The 14,690-nt window shown below is 62.9% G+C and carries 19 protein-coding genes and 2 pseudogenes; 7 read left to right on the top strand and 14 right to left on the bottom strand.

What is annotated here, in order from left to right; genetic code table 11:
* From EN884_RS05665 to EN884_RS05645, 5 genes and pseudogenes are all read right to left on the bottom strand, one after another.
* Positions 1-443 (bottom strand): annotated as a pseudogene (locus EN884_RS05665) (conjugal transfer protein TraI); the annotation flags it as partial.
* A 178-nt stretch (positions 444-621) separates the two neighbouring features.
* The gene (locus EN884_RS05660; RefSeq protein ID WP_024505647.1) at positions 622-1,305 is read right to left on the bottom strand and encodes a lytic transglycosylase domain-containing protein; all 684 of its coding nucleotides are present in this window, start codon (positions 1,303-1,305) and stop codon (positions 622-624) included.
* A complete protein-coding gene (locus EN884_RS05655; RefSeq protein WP_024505646.1) occupies positions 1,293-1,841 on the bottom strand; it encodes a S26 family signal peptidase in 549 nt (182 codons plus the stop codon). The genes EN884_RS05660 and EN884_RS05655 overlap by 13 nt, the downstream gene beginning before the upstream one ends.
* Positions 1,838-2,107, bottom strand: coding sequence for a helix-turn-helix domain-containing protein (locus EN884_RS05650; RefSeq protein ID WP_024505645.1), 270 nt, complete (start codon positions 2,105-2,107; stop codon positions 1,838-1,840). Before EN884_RS05650 ends, EN884_RS05655 begins: the two co-directional genes overlap by 4 nt.
* Positions 2,108-2,288: 181 nt before the next feature.
* Positions 2,289-2,612 carry a DUF736 domain-containing protein gene (locus tag EN884_RS05645; protein WP_024505644.1) on the bottom strand — a complete coding sequence of 108 codons (324 nt, stop codon included), beginning with the start codon at positions 2,610-2,612 and terminating at the stop codon, positions 2,289-2,291.
* A 1,420-nt stretch (positions 2,613-4,032) separates the two neighbouring features.
* On the opposite strand from EN884_RS05645, the pseudogene groES reads away from it, so the two are divergent.
* The 3 genes and pseudogenes from groES to EN884_RS05630 form a co-directional block, all read left to right on the top strand.
* A pseudogene (groES, locus tag EN884_RS05640) lies at positions 4,033-4,326 on the top strand (co-chaperone GroES); the annotation flags it as partial.
* A 65-nt stretch (positions 4,327-4,391) separates the two neighbouring features.
* Positions 4,392-6,047 carry a chaperonin GroEL gene (gene groL / locus EN884_RS05635; RefSeq protein ID WP_126057772.1) on the top strand — a complete coding sequence of 552 codons (1,656 nt, stop codon included), beginning with the start codon at positions 4,392-4,394 and terminating at the stop codon, positions 6,045-6,047.
* Between the two features lie 196 nt (positions 6,048-6,243).
* Complete coding sequence (locus EN884_RS05630; RefSeq protein ID WP_063167711.1) at positions 6,244-6,645, top strand: type II toxin-antitoxin system HicB family antitoxin; 402 nt, start codon at positions 6,244-6,246, stop codon at positions 6,643-6,645.
* A gap of 87 nt (positions 6,646-6,732) precedes the next feature.
* Here the strand turns inward: EN884_RS05630 and EN884_RS05625 are convergent, their stop codons facing one another.
* Positions 6,733-7,368 carry a TetR/AcrR family transcriptional regulator gene (locus tag EN884_RS05625; RefSeq protein ID WP_013532391.1) on the bottom strand — a complete coding sequence of 212 codons (636 nt, stop codon included), beginning with the start codon at positions 7,366-7,368 and terminating at the stop codon, positions 6,733-6,735.
* A gap of 97 nt (positions 7,369-7,465) precedes the next feature.
* On the opposite strand from EN884_RS05625, the gene EN884_RS05620 reads away from it, so the two are divergent.
* From EN884_RS05620 to EN884_RS05610, 3 genes are read left to right on the top strand one after another with little or no spacing between them, the layout of a single operon-like run.
* Entirely contained in the window at positions 7,466-8,476 is a 1,011-nt protein-coding gene (locus EN884_RS05620) for an NAD(P)-dependent alcohol dehydrogenase (protein ID WP_063167710.1), read from the top strand.
* A gap of 34 nt (positions 8,477-8,510) precedes the next feature.
* A complete protein-coding gene (locus EN884_RS05615) occupies positions 8,511-8,957 on the top strand; it encodes an OsmC family protein (protein WP_013532393.1) in 447 nt (148 codons plus the stop codon).
* 16 nt (positions 8,958-8,973) lie between these two features.
* Positions 8,974-9,360: a nuclear transport factor 2 family protein gene (locus EN884_RS05610; RefSeq protein ID WP_013532394.1), complete on the top strand. Its 387-nt coding sequence runs from the start codon at positions 8,974-8,976 to the stop codon at positions 9,358-9,360.
* Positions 9,361-9,455: 95 nt separating this feature from the next.
* Here EN884_RS05610 and EN884_RS05605 read toward each other — a convergent pair whose 3' ends face one another.
* The 7 genes from EN884_RS05605 to EN884_RS05575 form a co-directional block, all read right to left on the bottom strand.
* On the bottom strand, positions 9,456-10,067 hold the full coding sequence (locus tag EN884_RS05605) for a LysE family translocator (RefSeq protein WP_013532395.1): 612 nt from the start codon (positions 10,065-10,067) through the stop codon (positions 9,456-9,458).
* An 81-nt stretch (positions 10,068-10,148) separates the two neighbouring features.
* Positions 10,149-10,469 (bottom strand): YkgJ family cysteine cluster protein, encoded by a 321-nt coding sequence (locus tag EN884_RS05600; RefSeq protein WP_032809400.1) that lies wholly within the window; start codon positions 10,467-10,469, stop codon positions 10,149-10,151.
* A gap of 55 nt (positions 10,470-10,524) precedes the next feature.
* Positions 10,525-10,692 carry a hypothetical protein gene (locus EN884_RS05595; RefSeq protein ID WP_013532397.1) on the bottom strand — a complete coding sequence of 56 codons (168 nt, stop codon included), beginning with the start codon at positions 10,690-10,692 and terminating at the stop codon, positions 10,525-10,527.
* 1 nt (position 10,693) lies between these two features.
* Positions 10,694-11,101, bottom strand: coding sequence for a hypothetical protein (locus EN884_RS05590; RefSeq protein ID WP_013532398.1), 408 nt, complete (start codon positions 11,099-11,101; stop codon positions 10,694-10,696).
* Entirely contained in the window at positions 11,101-11,328 is a 228-nt protein-coding gene (locus EN884_RS05585; protein WP_013532399.1) for a hypothetical protein, read from the bottom strand. Before EN884_RS05585 ends, EN884_RS05590 begins: the two co-directional genes overlap by 1 nt.
* Positions 11,329-11,687: 359 nt before the next feature.
* Complete coding sequence (locus EN884_RS05580; RefSeq protein WP_010915421.1) at positions 11,688-11,897, bottom strand: cold-shock protein; 210 nt, start codon at positions 11,895-11,897, stop codon at positions 11,688-11,690.
* 427 nt (positions 11,898-12,324) lie between these two features.
* Positions 12,325-12,978 carry a glutathione S-transferase family protein gene (locus EN884_RS05575; RefSeq protein WP_063167709.1) on the bottom strand — a complete coding sequence of 218 codons (654 nt, stop codon included), beginning with the start codon at positions 12,976-12,978 and terminating at the stop codon, positions 12,325-12,327.
* A gap of 198 nt (positions 12,979-13,176) precedes the next feature.
* On the opposite strand from EN884_RS05575, the gene EN884_RS05570 reads away from it, so the two are divergent.
* A complete protein-coding gene (locus tag EN884_RS05570; RefSeq protein ID WP_013532401.1) occupies positions 13,177-13,356 on the top strand; it encodes a CsbD family protein in 180 nt (59 codons plus the stop codon).
* A gap of 57 nt (positions 13,357-13,413) precedes the next feature.
* On the opposite strand, the gene EN884_RS05565 is transcribed toward EN884_RS05570, so the two are convergent.
* Positions 13,414-14,544: a metallophosphoesterase gene (locus EN884_RS05565; protein WP_063170195.1), complete on the bottom strand. Its 1,131-nt coding sequence runs from the start codon at positions 14,542-14,544 to the stop codon at positions 13,414-13,416.
* Positions 14,545-14,690 lie beyond the last annotated feature (146 nt).

Genomic DNA, 14,690 nt, shown 5'->3' with positions numbered 1-14,690 from the left:
GACTCGATGCCGTCTTCGGCAGCGACGATGAAGCGGAACTGATGGCGGTCGCCGTCCGCGCGATCGATGAACGCCTTGCCGTCGACGCGGCCGCTGTCGGCGCCGTAGAGCTCGCCAGGTTCACCTTCGCGGGTGACCCCGTCGCGCTGAAGATAGCGTAGATGGGCACGCGCCCCGTCCGCGCCCTTGCCGGCGAGCTTGACGACCCGCGCCTTGACGATCACCCGGCGCTGGCGGAAGGCGGCATACCGGTCGCGCGATTTCAGCAGTGCGGCGGCCGCCCCGCCGCGCCCTGTCCGGCTTCCTGTGAAGCGACCACCGCGTTGCGGCCGGCCGCCAGCCCGGTTGATCGCCGCACGAACCTGGCCGGCATAGCGTTTGCCGGCCTTCGAGCCGCGCGACCCGATTTTGCCGAGCTTCGGCCTGAACTCGTCATCCTTAATGCGAGCCTCCCAGACATATCAAGCAAAATCAGACACTTACACGTCAAACCCTCTTGGCACCGGCGGCAGCCTCCCGGAAAAACGATGTGCAGACAAAGATTTAACCGCCTCCTGGAGGCGGTACCTTTATCTTGCCTTCCGCGCCCAGCCCCGCCAGACGCGCCCCCGTCCGCCATGGCTAACGCACCGGCTCCTTCGGCTGCGCGCCGTCCTTGCCGAGCGGCACGAAGAGATCGCCGTTTCGCACGCCTGAGTGAACACCGTCATGAATGAAGAACAGCGACCGTCCGAGAGGAGCGATTTGCGCCTTTGGAGCGACAGATTGGCTTTCGAACGCCTCGATGTCGGCCGCCGAAACTCCGGCCGCCTTGAGTTGGTCGAGGTACTCGACGGTCTCTTCTGGCAGCGGTTTGCCACGCTTCAAATGCTCGTCGTAGCGCTCGGGACCGGCATTGTAGGCGCCAAACAGGCCAGGAAATCCGAAGCGGTCATACATGGCACTGAGATAGGCCGTGCCGGCCAGGATATTGTCGCGCGGATCGTGGGGGTTAGGCCCAAGGCCGTGTTCGACCCGCATCTCTTCATAGGTGCCGGGCATCACCTGCATGAGGCCCATGGCGCCAGCGGGGGAGGTGATGGGGCGGCCGCCGCGCATTGTCTTGCCGCCGCTTTCGGCAGCCATGACGGCATAGATCCAGGCTTGGGGAATATGGAAGCGCCGGCTTGCTTCCGATACCAACGTCTGCCACTTTCGCAGCTGCGGACTTTGGGAGATGGCGACCGGCTCAGCGCCGGTCGAGGCGGAACAGGCGCATGGCGCAATGGCGATCATGCCCAACAAGAGGAGGGTCACTCGGTCCATAGTGGTACGAGCCTCCCGATGACATTTTGAGTGGGAACAGGCCCGAAATAGCGGCTGTCGAAGGAGCGGTTTTTGTCGCTGCCGAGCAGGAAAACCTCGTTATCCCCGAGCGCTCGGCAGCCGTTCCACCATGGCAAAGGTCGGCCTTCGGCGTCGATTTTGAGCCGGCGCGCGACGATGTCGCCGCCGATGATGATGGCGTCATTGAAGGCGCAGACATTATCGTCCGGCAGCGCTGCAAGACGTTTTGCCAGCGGCACATTGCGAGGCAGATAGCTGCGCTCGGCGGCGAGATACGCCGCGTATTCAGGCGGGCGCACGAGCACGAGATCGCCACGCGCCAGCGCTCCCGCAGCGATGCGGTAAAGGCCGATCGGCGCGCTGGCCGAGGCGTTCCAGACCAGCCAAGGGGCGGGCTTTCCCAGCGCCGTGAAGCCCAAAAGACCGAGACCGGCCGCGGCCAAGGCGACCGTCTTACGGGCTCGAACACGCCTCAGGCGGCTGCCGATCAGATGGATGGAAGGGCGCCGCCTCATGAACGGCCTCCCGTGCCGCCCTGGCCGGAACCGGCCTTGCCATCGCCGGCGATGGAGTGCTGCGGGTGTCCTTTCGACCAATGGTCGAGTTCGTCGATGTGATAGCGGACATAGCGGCCGTGCTTGCGGAATTTCGGGCCGCCGCCCTTGAGCCGCATCTTTTCGAGCGTGCGCTGGGAGAGCCCGATATAGAAGGCGGCTTGGGCTGTGCTGAGAAACGGGCTGCCCTTTTTCGCGCGGGCCGCGCGTTCGTTTTCGTCGTCCATGATGATCCTCGTTTCGCTTCGGACAAGCGAGGGCGAGGATGGGCGAGGGAGATCGTCTCGGGGACGGGCGAAGAGTCGGGGGAGAGTTTTCGCCGCCCTTTAGGGCGGACGGGGTTTGGGTGGAACTCCTGGGAATGAGCCCCGCGCCGGGGCTGCGGCGCGAGGCTCTTATCTCGGCCGGTCAGTCGGCCGGGTTCCAGATGATGGCGTAGGTGTCGTGATCGTCCTGGCCGGCGGCTCGGCCGAGATTGGCGTAGAGCTTGCGCGGTCCGAACTCCGGCGCTGCAATCGACAGGCTCACATAATCCTTGCCGGAAGTCTCGCCGGTGCGGATCCAGCCAGCGCCGACTTCGACCCCTTGCGTAAGCACCCGGAAGTCGGGATGGTTATCGGCGCTCTTGGCCTGGTTGGGGACGATATCGATGTCGGCGCGGACGCTGAGCGTCTTGAACTGGCCCTTGTAGGCGCCGTTTTCCTGCTTGTTGACGTAACCGATCGCGGTCATTTCGAAGTCTCCTTTTGTGGTTTCGCCGGGGACCATCCCCTGCGATGGCGCACCGTAATGGGCGCGTCAGGACCGCCTGAATCCGACAGGGCCGCAGCGACAGTGAAGGACCCGAGCGGGCAGCTTTTTTGTGAGCGAAGCGGCGCGAGGAAGCCGCCGCAGGCGGCGGGGAAAAAAGCTGATGGCGCGAGGGTTTCGGGCGGCCGGACCCGCCCATAGGTCGACAAGCCAGCCGCAGGGATGGTCCTTGGAGAGAGCATGGAGACCGCTCGCCAAGTGCGGTCTGTCAGCCAAGCAGGACGCCGGGATGAAACGGCCTGCAAAGATGCTGCGCCCTTATGCCGGATCGAGATCGTGCCAGCGGGTCGGGCGCCAGAGCAGACATCCGGCATGGTGCGATCTATGAAAGCAGGGCTCGCCAGCGGGAATTTGATACGCGAGGGGGCCAAAGTAAGGCTGGATGAGAAGCCGGTGCTACCTGCAGGTCCAGTGTCATGTGGCGGCGCTCGGGAAACCGCTACGCAATGTAACGCGCTCTTATGAGGCGAACAGACCGGCCCCAAAACCGATCGACCGGTGGTCGGCGCGAAACGCGTCATGCCTGTCCGAAAGCTGACAGTGGCAGAAGACGCATGTCGGGTTCCGCACAATTGACCATGCTGGATTTGTGAGGTTTTCAGGGAGAGCCATGCGTTCACTTCCCAGTGAGCTTTGGCACGGCATTTGCTCTTGATGTGGCAACACGGATCGAAGGTTGACTGCATGCACAAGCGCGAGATGAGCAATGCTCTCCTTTCCTGGAGGCTTGGCAGCAGATTCGATTTGACGTTGCGAGGAGCTTCAGCCGCTCGCGGCGGAAGTGATCTCAAATCTGAAGGCACCGTTGGGGCCGCAGCCATCAAACACATCTTTCTCTTTTTCGCAGCTCGTCTTCAACGCGATGCGGACTTCTTCGCGTCGACGGCGGCCGAAGGTGGAGAAGGGGCTCGACTTGCAAAAAGGAGTTGTCAATGACGTCTTACGTTCGCACCAACAGCCCGGCGCAGGTGCGCTCACTGTCCACCTTTGGCAAGCATCTGCAAAGGAGCGTGCTGACGGCGACGCTGCTTGCCGCGGCTTCGACGGGAAGTGAAGCGCAGCCCTATGTTCGTGCTGACGGCAGCACGACTGACGACTTGGAAGCGGCGCGAGCAAGTTGGCGTCATGACGCCGAATTCAATGGAAATGTGGGGCTCGCAGCCATCAACGCGGATGCCGCGTATGCGTTGGGTTCCACCGGGGAGGGGGCCAGAGCTCCTCGCCTGCCCTCGTCCGTCTTGACGAGTGCCCGCTTACAGCCTACCTCACTATCGCGTTAGCACTCGTCCATCGCGAGTGCTAACAAAAACCCCTCAACAGCGCACCAGGGAAAAATCCGAAAATGGCAAAGTCGAAGTTCCGCCCGCTGCATGACCGCGTGGTCGTTCGCCGGGTCGAATCCGAATCCAAGACCGCTGGCGGGATCATCATCCCCGACACGGCAAAGGAAAAGCCGCAGGAAGGCGAGATCATCGCTGTCGGCTTCGGCGCTCGTGACGAAGCTGGCAAGCTGGTCCCGCTGGACGTCAAGGCCGGCGACCGCATCCTGTTCAGCAAGTGGTCGGGCACGGAAGTCAAGCTCAATGGCGAAGACCTTCTGATCATGAAGGAATCCGACATCATGGGCATCATCGGCTCATATCAGGCCCTTTCGTCAACTGAATTCCCGGGCTCGATTGAAGCCCCTGCCAGGAGCTAAAAATGGCTGCCAAAGACGTAAAATTCTCCCGCGATGCCCGCGAGCGCATGCTGCGCGGTGTCAACATCCTCGCTGACGCGGTGAAGGTCACGCTCGGCCCCAAGGGCCGCAACGTGGTCATCGACAAGTCGTTCGGCGCCCCGCGCATCACCAAGGACGGCGTCACCGTCGCCAAGGAAATCGAGCTTGAGGACAAGTTCGAAAACATGGGCGCGCAGATGGTCCGCGAAGTTGCTTCGAAGACCAACGACATCGCTGGCGACGGCACCACGACCGCGACCGTTCTGGCGCAGTCGATCGTCCAGGAAGGCCACAAGGCCGTTGCCGCCGGCATGAACCCGATGGACCTGAAGCGCGGCATCGACCTCGCGGTAACCGACGTCGTTGCGACCCTGATCAAGAACGCCAAGAAGATCAAGACCTCCGAAGAGGTTGCCCAGGTCGGCACCATCGCCGGCAACGGCGATGCTTCGGTCGGCAAGATGATCGCGGAAGCGATGCAGAAGGTCGGCAACGAAGGCGTCATCACGGTTGAAGAAGCCAAGACCGCCGAGACCGAACTCGAAGTCGTCGAAGGCATGCAGTTCGACCGCGGCTATCTCTCGCCCTACTTCGTCACCAACGCCGACAAGATGGTTGCCGAGCTCGAGGACGTCTACATCCTCCTGCACGAGAAGAAGCTGTCCAACCTCCAGGCCATGCTGCCGGTTCTCGAAGCCGTCGTGCAGACCTCGAAGCCGCTGCTCATCATCTCGGAAGACGTCGAAGGCGAGGCTCTGGCCACGCTGGTCGTCAACAAGCTGCGTGGCGGCCTGAAGATCGCCGCCGTCAAGGCGCCGGGCTTCGGTGATCGCCGCAAGGCCATGCTGGAAGACATCGCCATCCTCACCGGTGGCCAGGTCATCTCGGAAGACCTCGGCATCAAGCTCGAGAACGTCGGCCTCAACATGCTCGGCCGCGCCAAGAAGGTGTCGATCTCCAAGGAGAACACCACCATCGTCGACGGCGCCGGCAAGAAGGCCGAGATCCAGGGCCGCGTTGCCCAGATCAAGCAGCAGATCGAAGAGACCACTTCGGACTACGACAAGGAGAAGCTGCAGGAACGTCTGGCGAAGCTCGCCGGCGGCGTTGCGGTGATCCGCGTCGGCGGTGCGACGGAAGTCGAAGTCAAGGAAAAGAAGGACCGCGTCGATGACGCCCTCAACGCGACCCGCGCGGCCGTCGAAGAAGGCATCGTTGCTGGTGGTGGCGTCGCGCTGCTGCGCGCTTCGGCCAACATCAAGGCCACCGGCGTCAATGCCGACCAGGCCGCCGGCATCAACATCGTGCGTCGTGCGCTGCAGGCTCCGGCCCGCCAGATCGCGGCCAACGCCGGTGCGGAAGCATCGATCGTTGCCGGCAAGATCCTTGAGAACAAGGGCGCGACCTTCGGCTACAACGCCCAGACCGGCGAGTATGGCGACATGATCGCCATGGGTATCGTCGATCCGGTCAAGGTTGTCCGTACGGCTCTCCAGGACGCGGCCTCGGTCGCCGGCCTGCTGGTCACCACCGAAGCCATGATCGCGGAGGCTCCGAAGAAGGAGTCGGCTGGCGGCGGCATGCCTGGCGGCATGGGCGGCGGCGGCATGGGCGGCATGGGCGGCATGGATTTCTAATCCAGCCAACCTGGCTAAGCTTACGGAAAGGGCGGCAGCGATGCCGCCCTTTTTCGTTCTTTTAGGACGCGTCAGAACGGGTGTTGGCTGTCGTCTACAGGTCGCGTTACAATTCCACATCCGCGTAAGGGATATACCGACAGGAACCGTCCGCTTTGTTGAAGCAGGCGGGCCTCCTGAACCAAAAGTGAGAAGCTTGCGTTACATTGCCTTCATCCACAAAGACCCGGACAGCATCTACGGTGTGAGCTTCCCCGACATGCCTGGCTGCATCTCGGCCGGAGTTACGATCGACGAAGCCGTACGCAACGGCGTAGAGGCGCTGTCGGGCCATGTCCGGATGCTGGAAGGGGATGGCGATCCAGTTCCGCCGCCGCGCGACTTCGATGCCATCATGAGCGATCCCGAACTGGCGGAGGATCGCGACGGCGCCATGACGACTGTCATTCCGTTGATCCGTGATCGCGGATCAACGACGCGGATCAACGTATCTTCCGATCTGGGCCTGCTCGAAGCTATCGATGCGACGGCGCGTGAACGTGGACAGACACGCTCGGCCTTCCTTGCTTCAGCTGCTCGCAAAGACATTGTGGATTAGCTGCGCAAAAAGCCCACTGCCTTCGGCTGCATGGCTGGAATACGCTGGGTCTTTGCCGCGTTGACCACATCAGGCGCGGTCGCAACGTTAGGTCCCCGGTGAGGATATCCCGACCGCGGAAATCGCCGCGTCGCGATTGCGGCCTGCTCCATCAAGCACCGCGGCTTCGATCAACGCCGCCACCTCATCGGCCACGGCCTGTACCGGGGCGCGGTCGCTTGTGGCGCGGGCGATCACCATCAGCCCTTCCAGTGACGATTCGACCAGCAGTGCCAATGCATGCGCGCGGCGCGCGGGCACCCCTGCCCTGACGAAGGCGTCCCGCAGCAGGCCTATCCACTGTTCGAAGGCCGAGCGGCACAACTCCGCCAGTTCCGGCACGTCGGTGGGCGAGTCCAGCACGACAGGCGCGATCGGACAGCCGAGTGAAAACTGGTTGTCTTCCAGCATGCGCCCCACCGACTGGTAGATATGATGGACGGCTACCGCCGGATCCTTTTCGGCGGCCAGCGCTTCGCCCAGCCTCTCCGTCACGTCGGCAACGCTGGCGCGCGTCACCTCGATGACCAATTGGTCCTTGCCGCCGGGAAAATGAAAATACAGCGAGCCCCGCGGTGCGCCGCTGGCGCTCAATATGTCGTTGAGCGAGGTGCCGTGATAGCCGCGCTGCCTGAGCAGCAGCCCAGTCGTCTCGAGTATGCGGGTGCGGGTGTCGTTGGCCATGTCAACCTCTGTCAGGAGAGATCATTATAGGCCTTGCGCAAAATATGACAATCGGTCTACATAATATGTAGATCAGTCTATATATTTGAGGTTCGAAATGCGCAGCTATCGCCTTGAAGGGACCGGCGGAATCGAAAGCCTGGTGCTGCGGGACGAGGCGCGACCGGAGCCGGGAGCGCACGAGATCGTGGTGCGCATTCGCGCCACCTCGCTCAACCGGCGCGACACGATGATCCTCAACGGCGCCTATCCGCTGACGCCGCGCCAGGGCGTCGTGCCGCTGAGCGACGGGGCTGGTGAGATTGTAGCCGTCGGCGCTGCCGTCACCCGCTTTGCCGTCGGCGACCGTGTCACCGGCAGCTATTTCGCGCGCTGGATCGACGGCCGCATCCATGCCGGGCTCGTCGACCAGCTCGGCTGCACGCTGGACGGCATGCTGGCGGAATATGCGGTTCTCGACGAACAATGGGCGGTGCGGCTGCCCGATCATCTCGACTGGCAAGAGGCCGCAACGCTGACCTGCGCCGGCCTGACCGCCTGGAATGCGGTGACGGGCGCCGGAATTCCGAAGCCCGGCCAATGGGTTCTGGTCATCGGCTCGGGCGGCGTCTCCCTCTTTGCATTGCAGTTCGGCAAGCTGCTCGGCTGCCATGTCGCCGCCGTCACCTCGCGCGGCGAGAAAGCCGACAGGCTGCGGGCGCTGGGCGCCGACCTGGTGATTTCGACATCGGATATGCCGCAATGGGGCGCGGCCGTCCGCGACCAGACCGGCGGCATCGATCTCGTCGTCGAGACCGGTGGCCCGGCGACCTTCACGCAGTCGCTGATCGCCAGCACGCTTTACGGGCACATCGTGCTCTTGACGCTGCAGGATGCGAAAGGCGGATCGATCCAGCTGCCGGCGGCACTCTACCAGCGCAGCCTCGCCACCATCAGCCGCCTGTTCGTCGGCAGCCGGACCAATCTCGAAGCCATGCTGCGCGCCGTCTCGCAGCACCGCCTGCGGCCCGTCATCGACAAGGTCTTCGCCTTTACCGAGGCCGGCGATGCCTATCGCTATTTCCAGCAGGGCGACGTCTTCGGGAAGGTGATCATCGACGGCGCCTGACCCATCGAGTCCTCAAACCCAAGGGAGAACGACCATGACAATTCGTGAAGCCTCGGCCAAATGGCAAGGGACGTTGAAGGAAGGTTCGGGCCGGTTGCGGCTCGGCAGCGGCGTCTTCGAAGGCGCCTATTCCTTCCCGTCGCGTTTCGAGAACGGGCCGGGCACCAACCCGGAAGAACTGATCGCCGCGGCGCATGCAGGCTGCTTCTCGATGGCGCTGAGCGCCATACTGGGCAACGCCAATTATGTCCCGACAAGCATCAGCACCGTCGCCAAGGTGCATCTTGGCGCAACCGCTGCCGGTCCGACGATCACCCGCATCGAACTCGAAACCGAGGCAGAGGTCGCGGGACTTGCCGAAGATGAATTCGAGCGCCTTACACAGTCCGCCAAGGCGGGCTGCCTCGTCTCGCGGGCCCTTGGCGGCGTGTCTCAGATCACCCTCAAGGCAACGCTCGTCGAAGCCACCAAAGGTCAATGAAGCCAGGAGAAAGAAGATGACACAGGAGATTGTCATGGACGCAAACGCGTACGATCTGTCCCAGAAGACCGCCGAGATCATGCGGCGCTACAACGACGTATTCCAACGCCATGATCCTTCGGCACTCGCCGAGCTGGTGGCCGAGGATTGCGTGATCGAGAACACCGTGCCGGCGCCGGACGGCGCTCGCCATGCCGGCAAGGAAGCGTGCGTCGGGCTTTGGACGGCGATCGCGACCCAGGCCGGCACGCGCTTCGATATCGAGGAAACCTTCGTTGCCGGTGACCGGGCAACGATCCGCTGGCGCTATTTCATGACCGACGGCAATTCGCTGCGCGGCGTCAACCTCATGCGTGTGGCCGATGGGCGGATCGTCGAAGCGATGGGCTATGTGAAGGGGTAGCGCGCCCCGAGCAATGCCCCGAAAGCGCATAACCGCTTTTCGCCCGGAATAGCGCAACAAAGGAGAGCGGATCAGCGAGACTGAACCGCTCCCCGCTACCGATCGGCCAGCGCCAGCTTTGCGCCGAGCATGACGAAGGCGCCGGCGAAGGTCCGGCGCATCCAGGTCAACACCATTGGCCGCGAGACGACATGGCTGCGGATCGAGGCTGCGAAGATGCCGTAGCCGACGAAAACCACGAATGTCAAAAGCATGAAGACGGAACTCAGTTCCAGCATTTTCGACAGCGCATTGGGCTCGGTGGTGCTGACGAACTGCGGCAGGAAGGCGAAGAAGAAGATCGACAGTTTCGGATTGAGCACGTTGACGAGGATACCGGTGGCAATCACCTTGCCGGCCGAGCGCGGCGTCACATCCTGCTCGACGCTGAGGCCGCCCTTTTCCTTCAGCGTGTTCCAGGCCATGTAGAGCAGGTAGGCGACGCCGAGATATTTCAGCGTCTCGAAGGCGAGCGCACTGGTGTGCAGCAGCGCCGCCAGGCCAGTGATGGCGGCGGCCATGTGCGGGATGATGCCGAGCGTGCAGCCGAAGGCGGCGATGACGCTGGCCCGCGCACCGCGCGAGAGGCCGGCGCTCAGCGTGTAGAGAACGCCGGTGCCGGGCGAAGCCACGACAATCAGGGACGTCAACAGAAATTCGATGCTCACGATGGTTCCTCCGCCACCCTACCAAGCCAGGAAGGTACCGGGCTGCGGGTCGGCGCACAAGCGGAGGCGACGGGAGATTGGCTACACCGGTAATCCGAGCGCCTGGCGTGCCATCAGACACTCCTCGTCGCCGGGCATGCAGGCGCGACAGACGTCCGGCCGCACGTCGTAGATGCCGCAAGCGGTCGACTTGCCGATCTCGCCGGACAGCGCCGAGCAGCGCACGCCCTCGCAACGCATGCCTGACAGGTCGGATGCGACATATTTTTCCGGGATACGGTCGAGCTGTGCGTCATCCTCGGTGGAAAAGCGCGGCCACTCGGCCGAATAGGAACAGCAGGCACCGCAGCTTTGGCAATCGAAGGTGCCCTGTTGCGACGACAAAACGCTTGCGGCGGCCACCAGGGCGGACAGCCCTGGCGCGGCGGGGTTGTGATCGGCGTCTTGCGGCAAGGCGCTATTTCTTCTTGGCCGTCTTGCCCTTCGGCGAATCCGCCGGCGACTTGAACAGGTCGGTCGCGGCCTCGGTGGCGTCGCCGGCTTTCGGCGCGGCAACCGGCTTCGCCGGTTTTGCCGCAGCACCCGAGGCTGCCGGCTGATCCTTGGAGGAGAATTTTATGGCCATGTCAGTCCTCGTCGGCGAAGCGCGATGATGGGGCGCGCGGATTGCGCAGGCGGCCGATCAGCGCCGAAACGGCCGTGATGTTCATTTCCTCGGGCGACCAGTTTTTCACCGCCTCGATGTGATGGGCTGCCAGCTCGCGATGCGTGCTGCCGCTGTAGGCGGCGTCCTGATACGTCACCCGCTCATGGGTCTTGGCGTCTTCGCGGACATACTCGATCAGGTAGTTCGGGCATTCGGCGCGGCCGCGCACGCCGACGCGAACCTGGGCATCACCGTGGGCACGCTTGCAGCGCTCGAGCTTTTCCAGCACACGCCGGACGAATTCGACCGGCTTGTCGAGGCCTTCGACCATATCGGCAATGGTTGCGTCGGCGGCGATCGGTGTTGGCGGTACGCGTTTGGTGGCCATCAGCGTCGTCCGGCCCGCTTCGGCAAAGCGGCTAGCGCGGCGGCGGCGGCCATCTCGTCGGCCTCCTTCTCCAGGCGCAATTCGCGCAGACGCGCGGTCTTGGCTTCGCGTGCCTCACTGACGGCGTCGCGCTCGGAATTGATGCGGTTGAGCGACATCGACTGGGTTTGCGTCTTGCTGAACAGGGACACGGCCTGATCGACGGTTGTCTTTGAACTGGTGGTCAAATCTTTCTCCTGTCAGGAGCCTGTGCCGATGGAGCGAGACCGGGTCTTCGGTCAGGATCACGCACAAAGCAATACGCGCGGCGAATTCAAATTGCTGGAGCGTCCCTTAGCACGTCCAGGCCGGCGCGCAGCGCACTTTCGGCGGCAAGGCGCGGAAAATGAAAAAGGCCAGGCACCGCCTGACCTTCCATGAGAGCGTCGCGCAACCAGATGACATCCAAAAGGATGCACCGCACGGGAACGCCCTGCTTATGCACATGATATGCCGTGGAAACTCAGGTCTCCGCGGCCATGCGCCCGAATTCGCCACTCACCGGTGCCAGTACATCCGTGGTCACCGGGAGAGCAGAATTCGTTTTTCAGGCCGCCTTCAACTGGTCGGCGGACATCTTGCCCGACTTGTTGTCGCGGACCATCTCGTAGCCGAGCTTCTGGCCCTCGACGATGTCACGCATGCCGGCGCGCTCTACGGCCGAGATGTGGACAAAAACGTCGGCCGAGCCGTCGTCAGGCTGAATAAAACCAAAACCTTTGGTGGCGTTGAACCATTTAACTGTGCCGGTGCTCATGACGAACCCTTTCCATGGCAAATATTCGTTCGACGCCATGCGGATGCACAACGTCGTTTGTCCCGATTTTTGATGTGGGAAGTTCGTCAAAGGCGCGCTCGAAAGCGCGGATAACAAAAGTCAGTCAAACAAATATCGACGATTTGCTTGTAGGCTTCTTTTGGCGCGCTGTCAAATTTGCATAAAGCCACAGATGCGGATTTCTCCCAAAACGCCAGGCCAAACCAGCTGGCATGACGGCAAACCGGGCGCCAAACAGCGCGCTTGCGCCAAGTTGAAAAAATTTTCTGGCATCCAGGAACCATCCGCGCAAAGGCGCATTTATGCCTTGTCGTCAGCAGTTCGTGAGAGCAATCGAAAGAACGGTTGATGGCAAAGACGCCCCCCGCACGATAAAAGGTGCGAGGGGCGTTTTCGTTGGATCCGGCTATTCGTCCGGGCCGGGTTCCGGCCACCTCTCCTTGGCCGCCTCGGCATACCAGTGCCGCATCGCCGGCGTTGCCAGCACGGCGTCGAGATAGGCGCGCGTATCCGGCGCCAGCGTGCCGCCATAGGTGTCGAAACGGGTGACGACAGGCGCATACATGGCGTCGGCCGCGGTGAAATGGCCAAACAGGAACGGGCCGCCCCTGCCGTATTTTTCCCGGCACTCGCGCCACAGCGCCTCGATACGGGCGCGTTGCGCCTCGCCCTCGGCGTCGAGCGGCTTGTGGCCCTTCGGCCGGCGCAAATTCATCGGCCAGCCATAGCGGACCTCGCGAAAGCCGGAATGCATCTCGCTCGCGGCCGAACGCGCCAGCGCGCGGGCGTCGATATCGGCCGGCCAGAGCTTTTTCTCGGGAAACAGGTCGGCGAGATATTCAAGGATAGCAAGGGTTTCCCAGACGATCTTGCCATTGTGATTCAGCACCGGCACCTGACCGGTCGGCGACACTTTCGCCAGATTGGCAAAGGTTTCAGGTGTGCGCAGCCGCACGAAACCTTCCTCGAACGGGATCTCCAGATGCCTCATCGCCAGCCATGGCCGCAACGACCATGAGGAGAAACACTTGTTGCCGATGTAGAGCGTGAATTCAGCCATTTTTCTCCCCGCATGCACGGCCATCCAAATTCCATGGTCGACGCGTGTTCGCAGCCTAGCCCACCAGCCTTGCCCCAGGGCGGCGGCCGCGCGACCTGATCTGCCGTCCGGGCGACGCCTGGAACCTAACCGACGCCGGCTCGTTAGCTACCGCAAATGAATTCCTCCGAATTCAGAACCCCAGGAGATGCGCAAAAAATGGTGAACAAGGATCAGGTTGCGGGCGTGGCCAAGCAGGTCAAGGGCTCGGTCAAGGAAGCCGCGGGCAAGGCAACCGGCAACAGGCAGACCCAGGCCGAAGGCACGGGAGACCGGACCGCCGGTAAGGCGCAGAAGGCCTATGGCGACGTCAAGGACAAGGTCAAGAAGGCGCTCTGATCCGACATCGGCAAACGCGCTTTATCGAGGGAAAGGCGGTCGCGAAGGCCGCCTTTTTCAGGTGCTCCAACCCTTGCTGAAAGCATTGGTGAAGGCGACCTCGCCGTGATCGCCGGTCGCCTCGCCCAGCACCACGTCCATGCCGTCGCTGGTCACCCTGGCCAGCGCGAAACCGCCCATATAGGCAGCCTTCGGCTTGAACAGGTCGATCCCGTCCCTGCGATAGATCAGCGGCGTTTCGTGCTGGTGGCCATGGAAAATGCCGACGATATTGTAGCCCTTCAGCGCCGCCAGCAACGCCTGCCGGTCGGCCTCGCTCCACCAATGCGGCGCACCACTGCCGTCATCATCGAAGTGCCGCTTGGCGGCATCCCAACGTTCCACCGAGAAGGTGTCCCAGCCATAATGCTGGAACAGGATGACCGGACGGCCGTCCGCCGCATAGGTCGCCAGATCCTGCTTCAGCCATGGCAGGCTGCTCTCGGCGCCGTGGCCGGTATCGCCGGCGAAACGATGCGTCTGGATCAGATGCAGGCCGCCCCAGTCCCAGGAGTAGCAGTCGGTGTCGACATCATAGTCGGTGGCCGGCACCGGCGGCTTGAAGAACACGCCGGCGCGATGGTTGACCTCGACATAGTCGCGCAGTTCGCGCCGATACCAGTCGACATGGTGCGGCGGGCCGTTCTGGTCGAGATCATGGTTGCCGAGCCCGATATAAACCGGCATGTGCACGCGATCGGGACCGACGCCCTGGCTGTAGCGTTGGCTGAACTGGAGCAGTTGGGTGCCCTCGCTCGGCTGCGTGATCTGGCCGCCGCCATCGTCGGTGATGTCGCCGCCGACGACAAGGCCGAGCGGCGTGCCTATCCTGCCGGCCGAACGCAGGCCGGTGGCGACGCCATTGATCTCAGTTGGCCAGTCCTTGTCGCCAAGCGCATTCAGCGCCGCCACGTTGCGCAGCAGCGCGGCGTCGGTCTTGCCTTCCTGCAGGCAGTTGGGGCTCAAGCCGCTCGCCATGCGGCAGGCATGGACATCGGCGATGAACAGGAAAGTGGCGTCGATCGACTGGACGCGTTGCCCGGTCTGGCTGAAGGCCGGGCGCGACAAGGCGCCGGCCGCGGCAAATCCTGCAGCCTGCGCCAGGAAGTTGCGTCGGGAAAGCGATGCAGTCGAACGGCGATTCATCATACGCTGATTCAGCATGGACAGCGGCCGGTCGTCCAGCGCCTCTGCGCCATCATCGACATGATGCCACGGGTCTGGCATGTCTCGCTTGCGCAAGCGGAGGAGGACGAAAAATGAAAGCCGCACCTATCTGCATGATCCTGGCCGCG

The organism is Mesorhizobium sp. M7A.F.Ca.AU.001.01.1.1 (assembly GCF_004022735.1).
Lineage (GTDB): Bacteria > Pseudomonadota > Alphaproteobacteria > Rhizobiales > Rhizobiaceae > Mesorhizobium > Mesorhizobium ciceri.
This window is presented reverse-complemented; position numbering and strand designations above follow the sequence as displayed.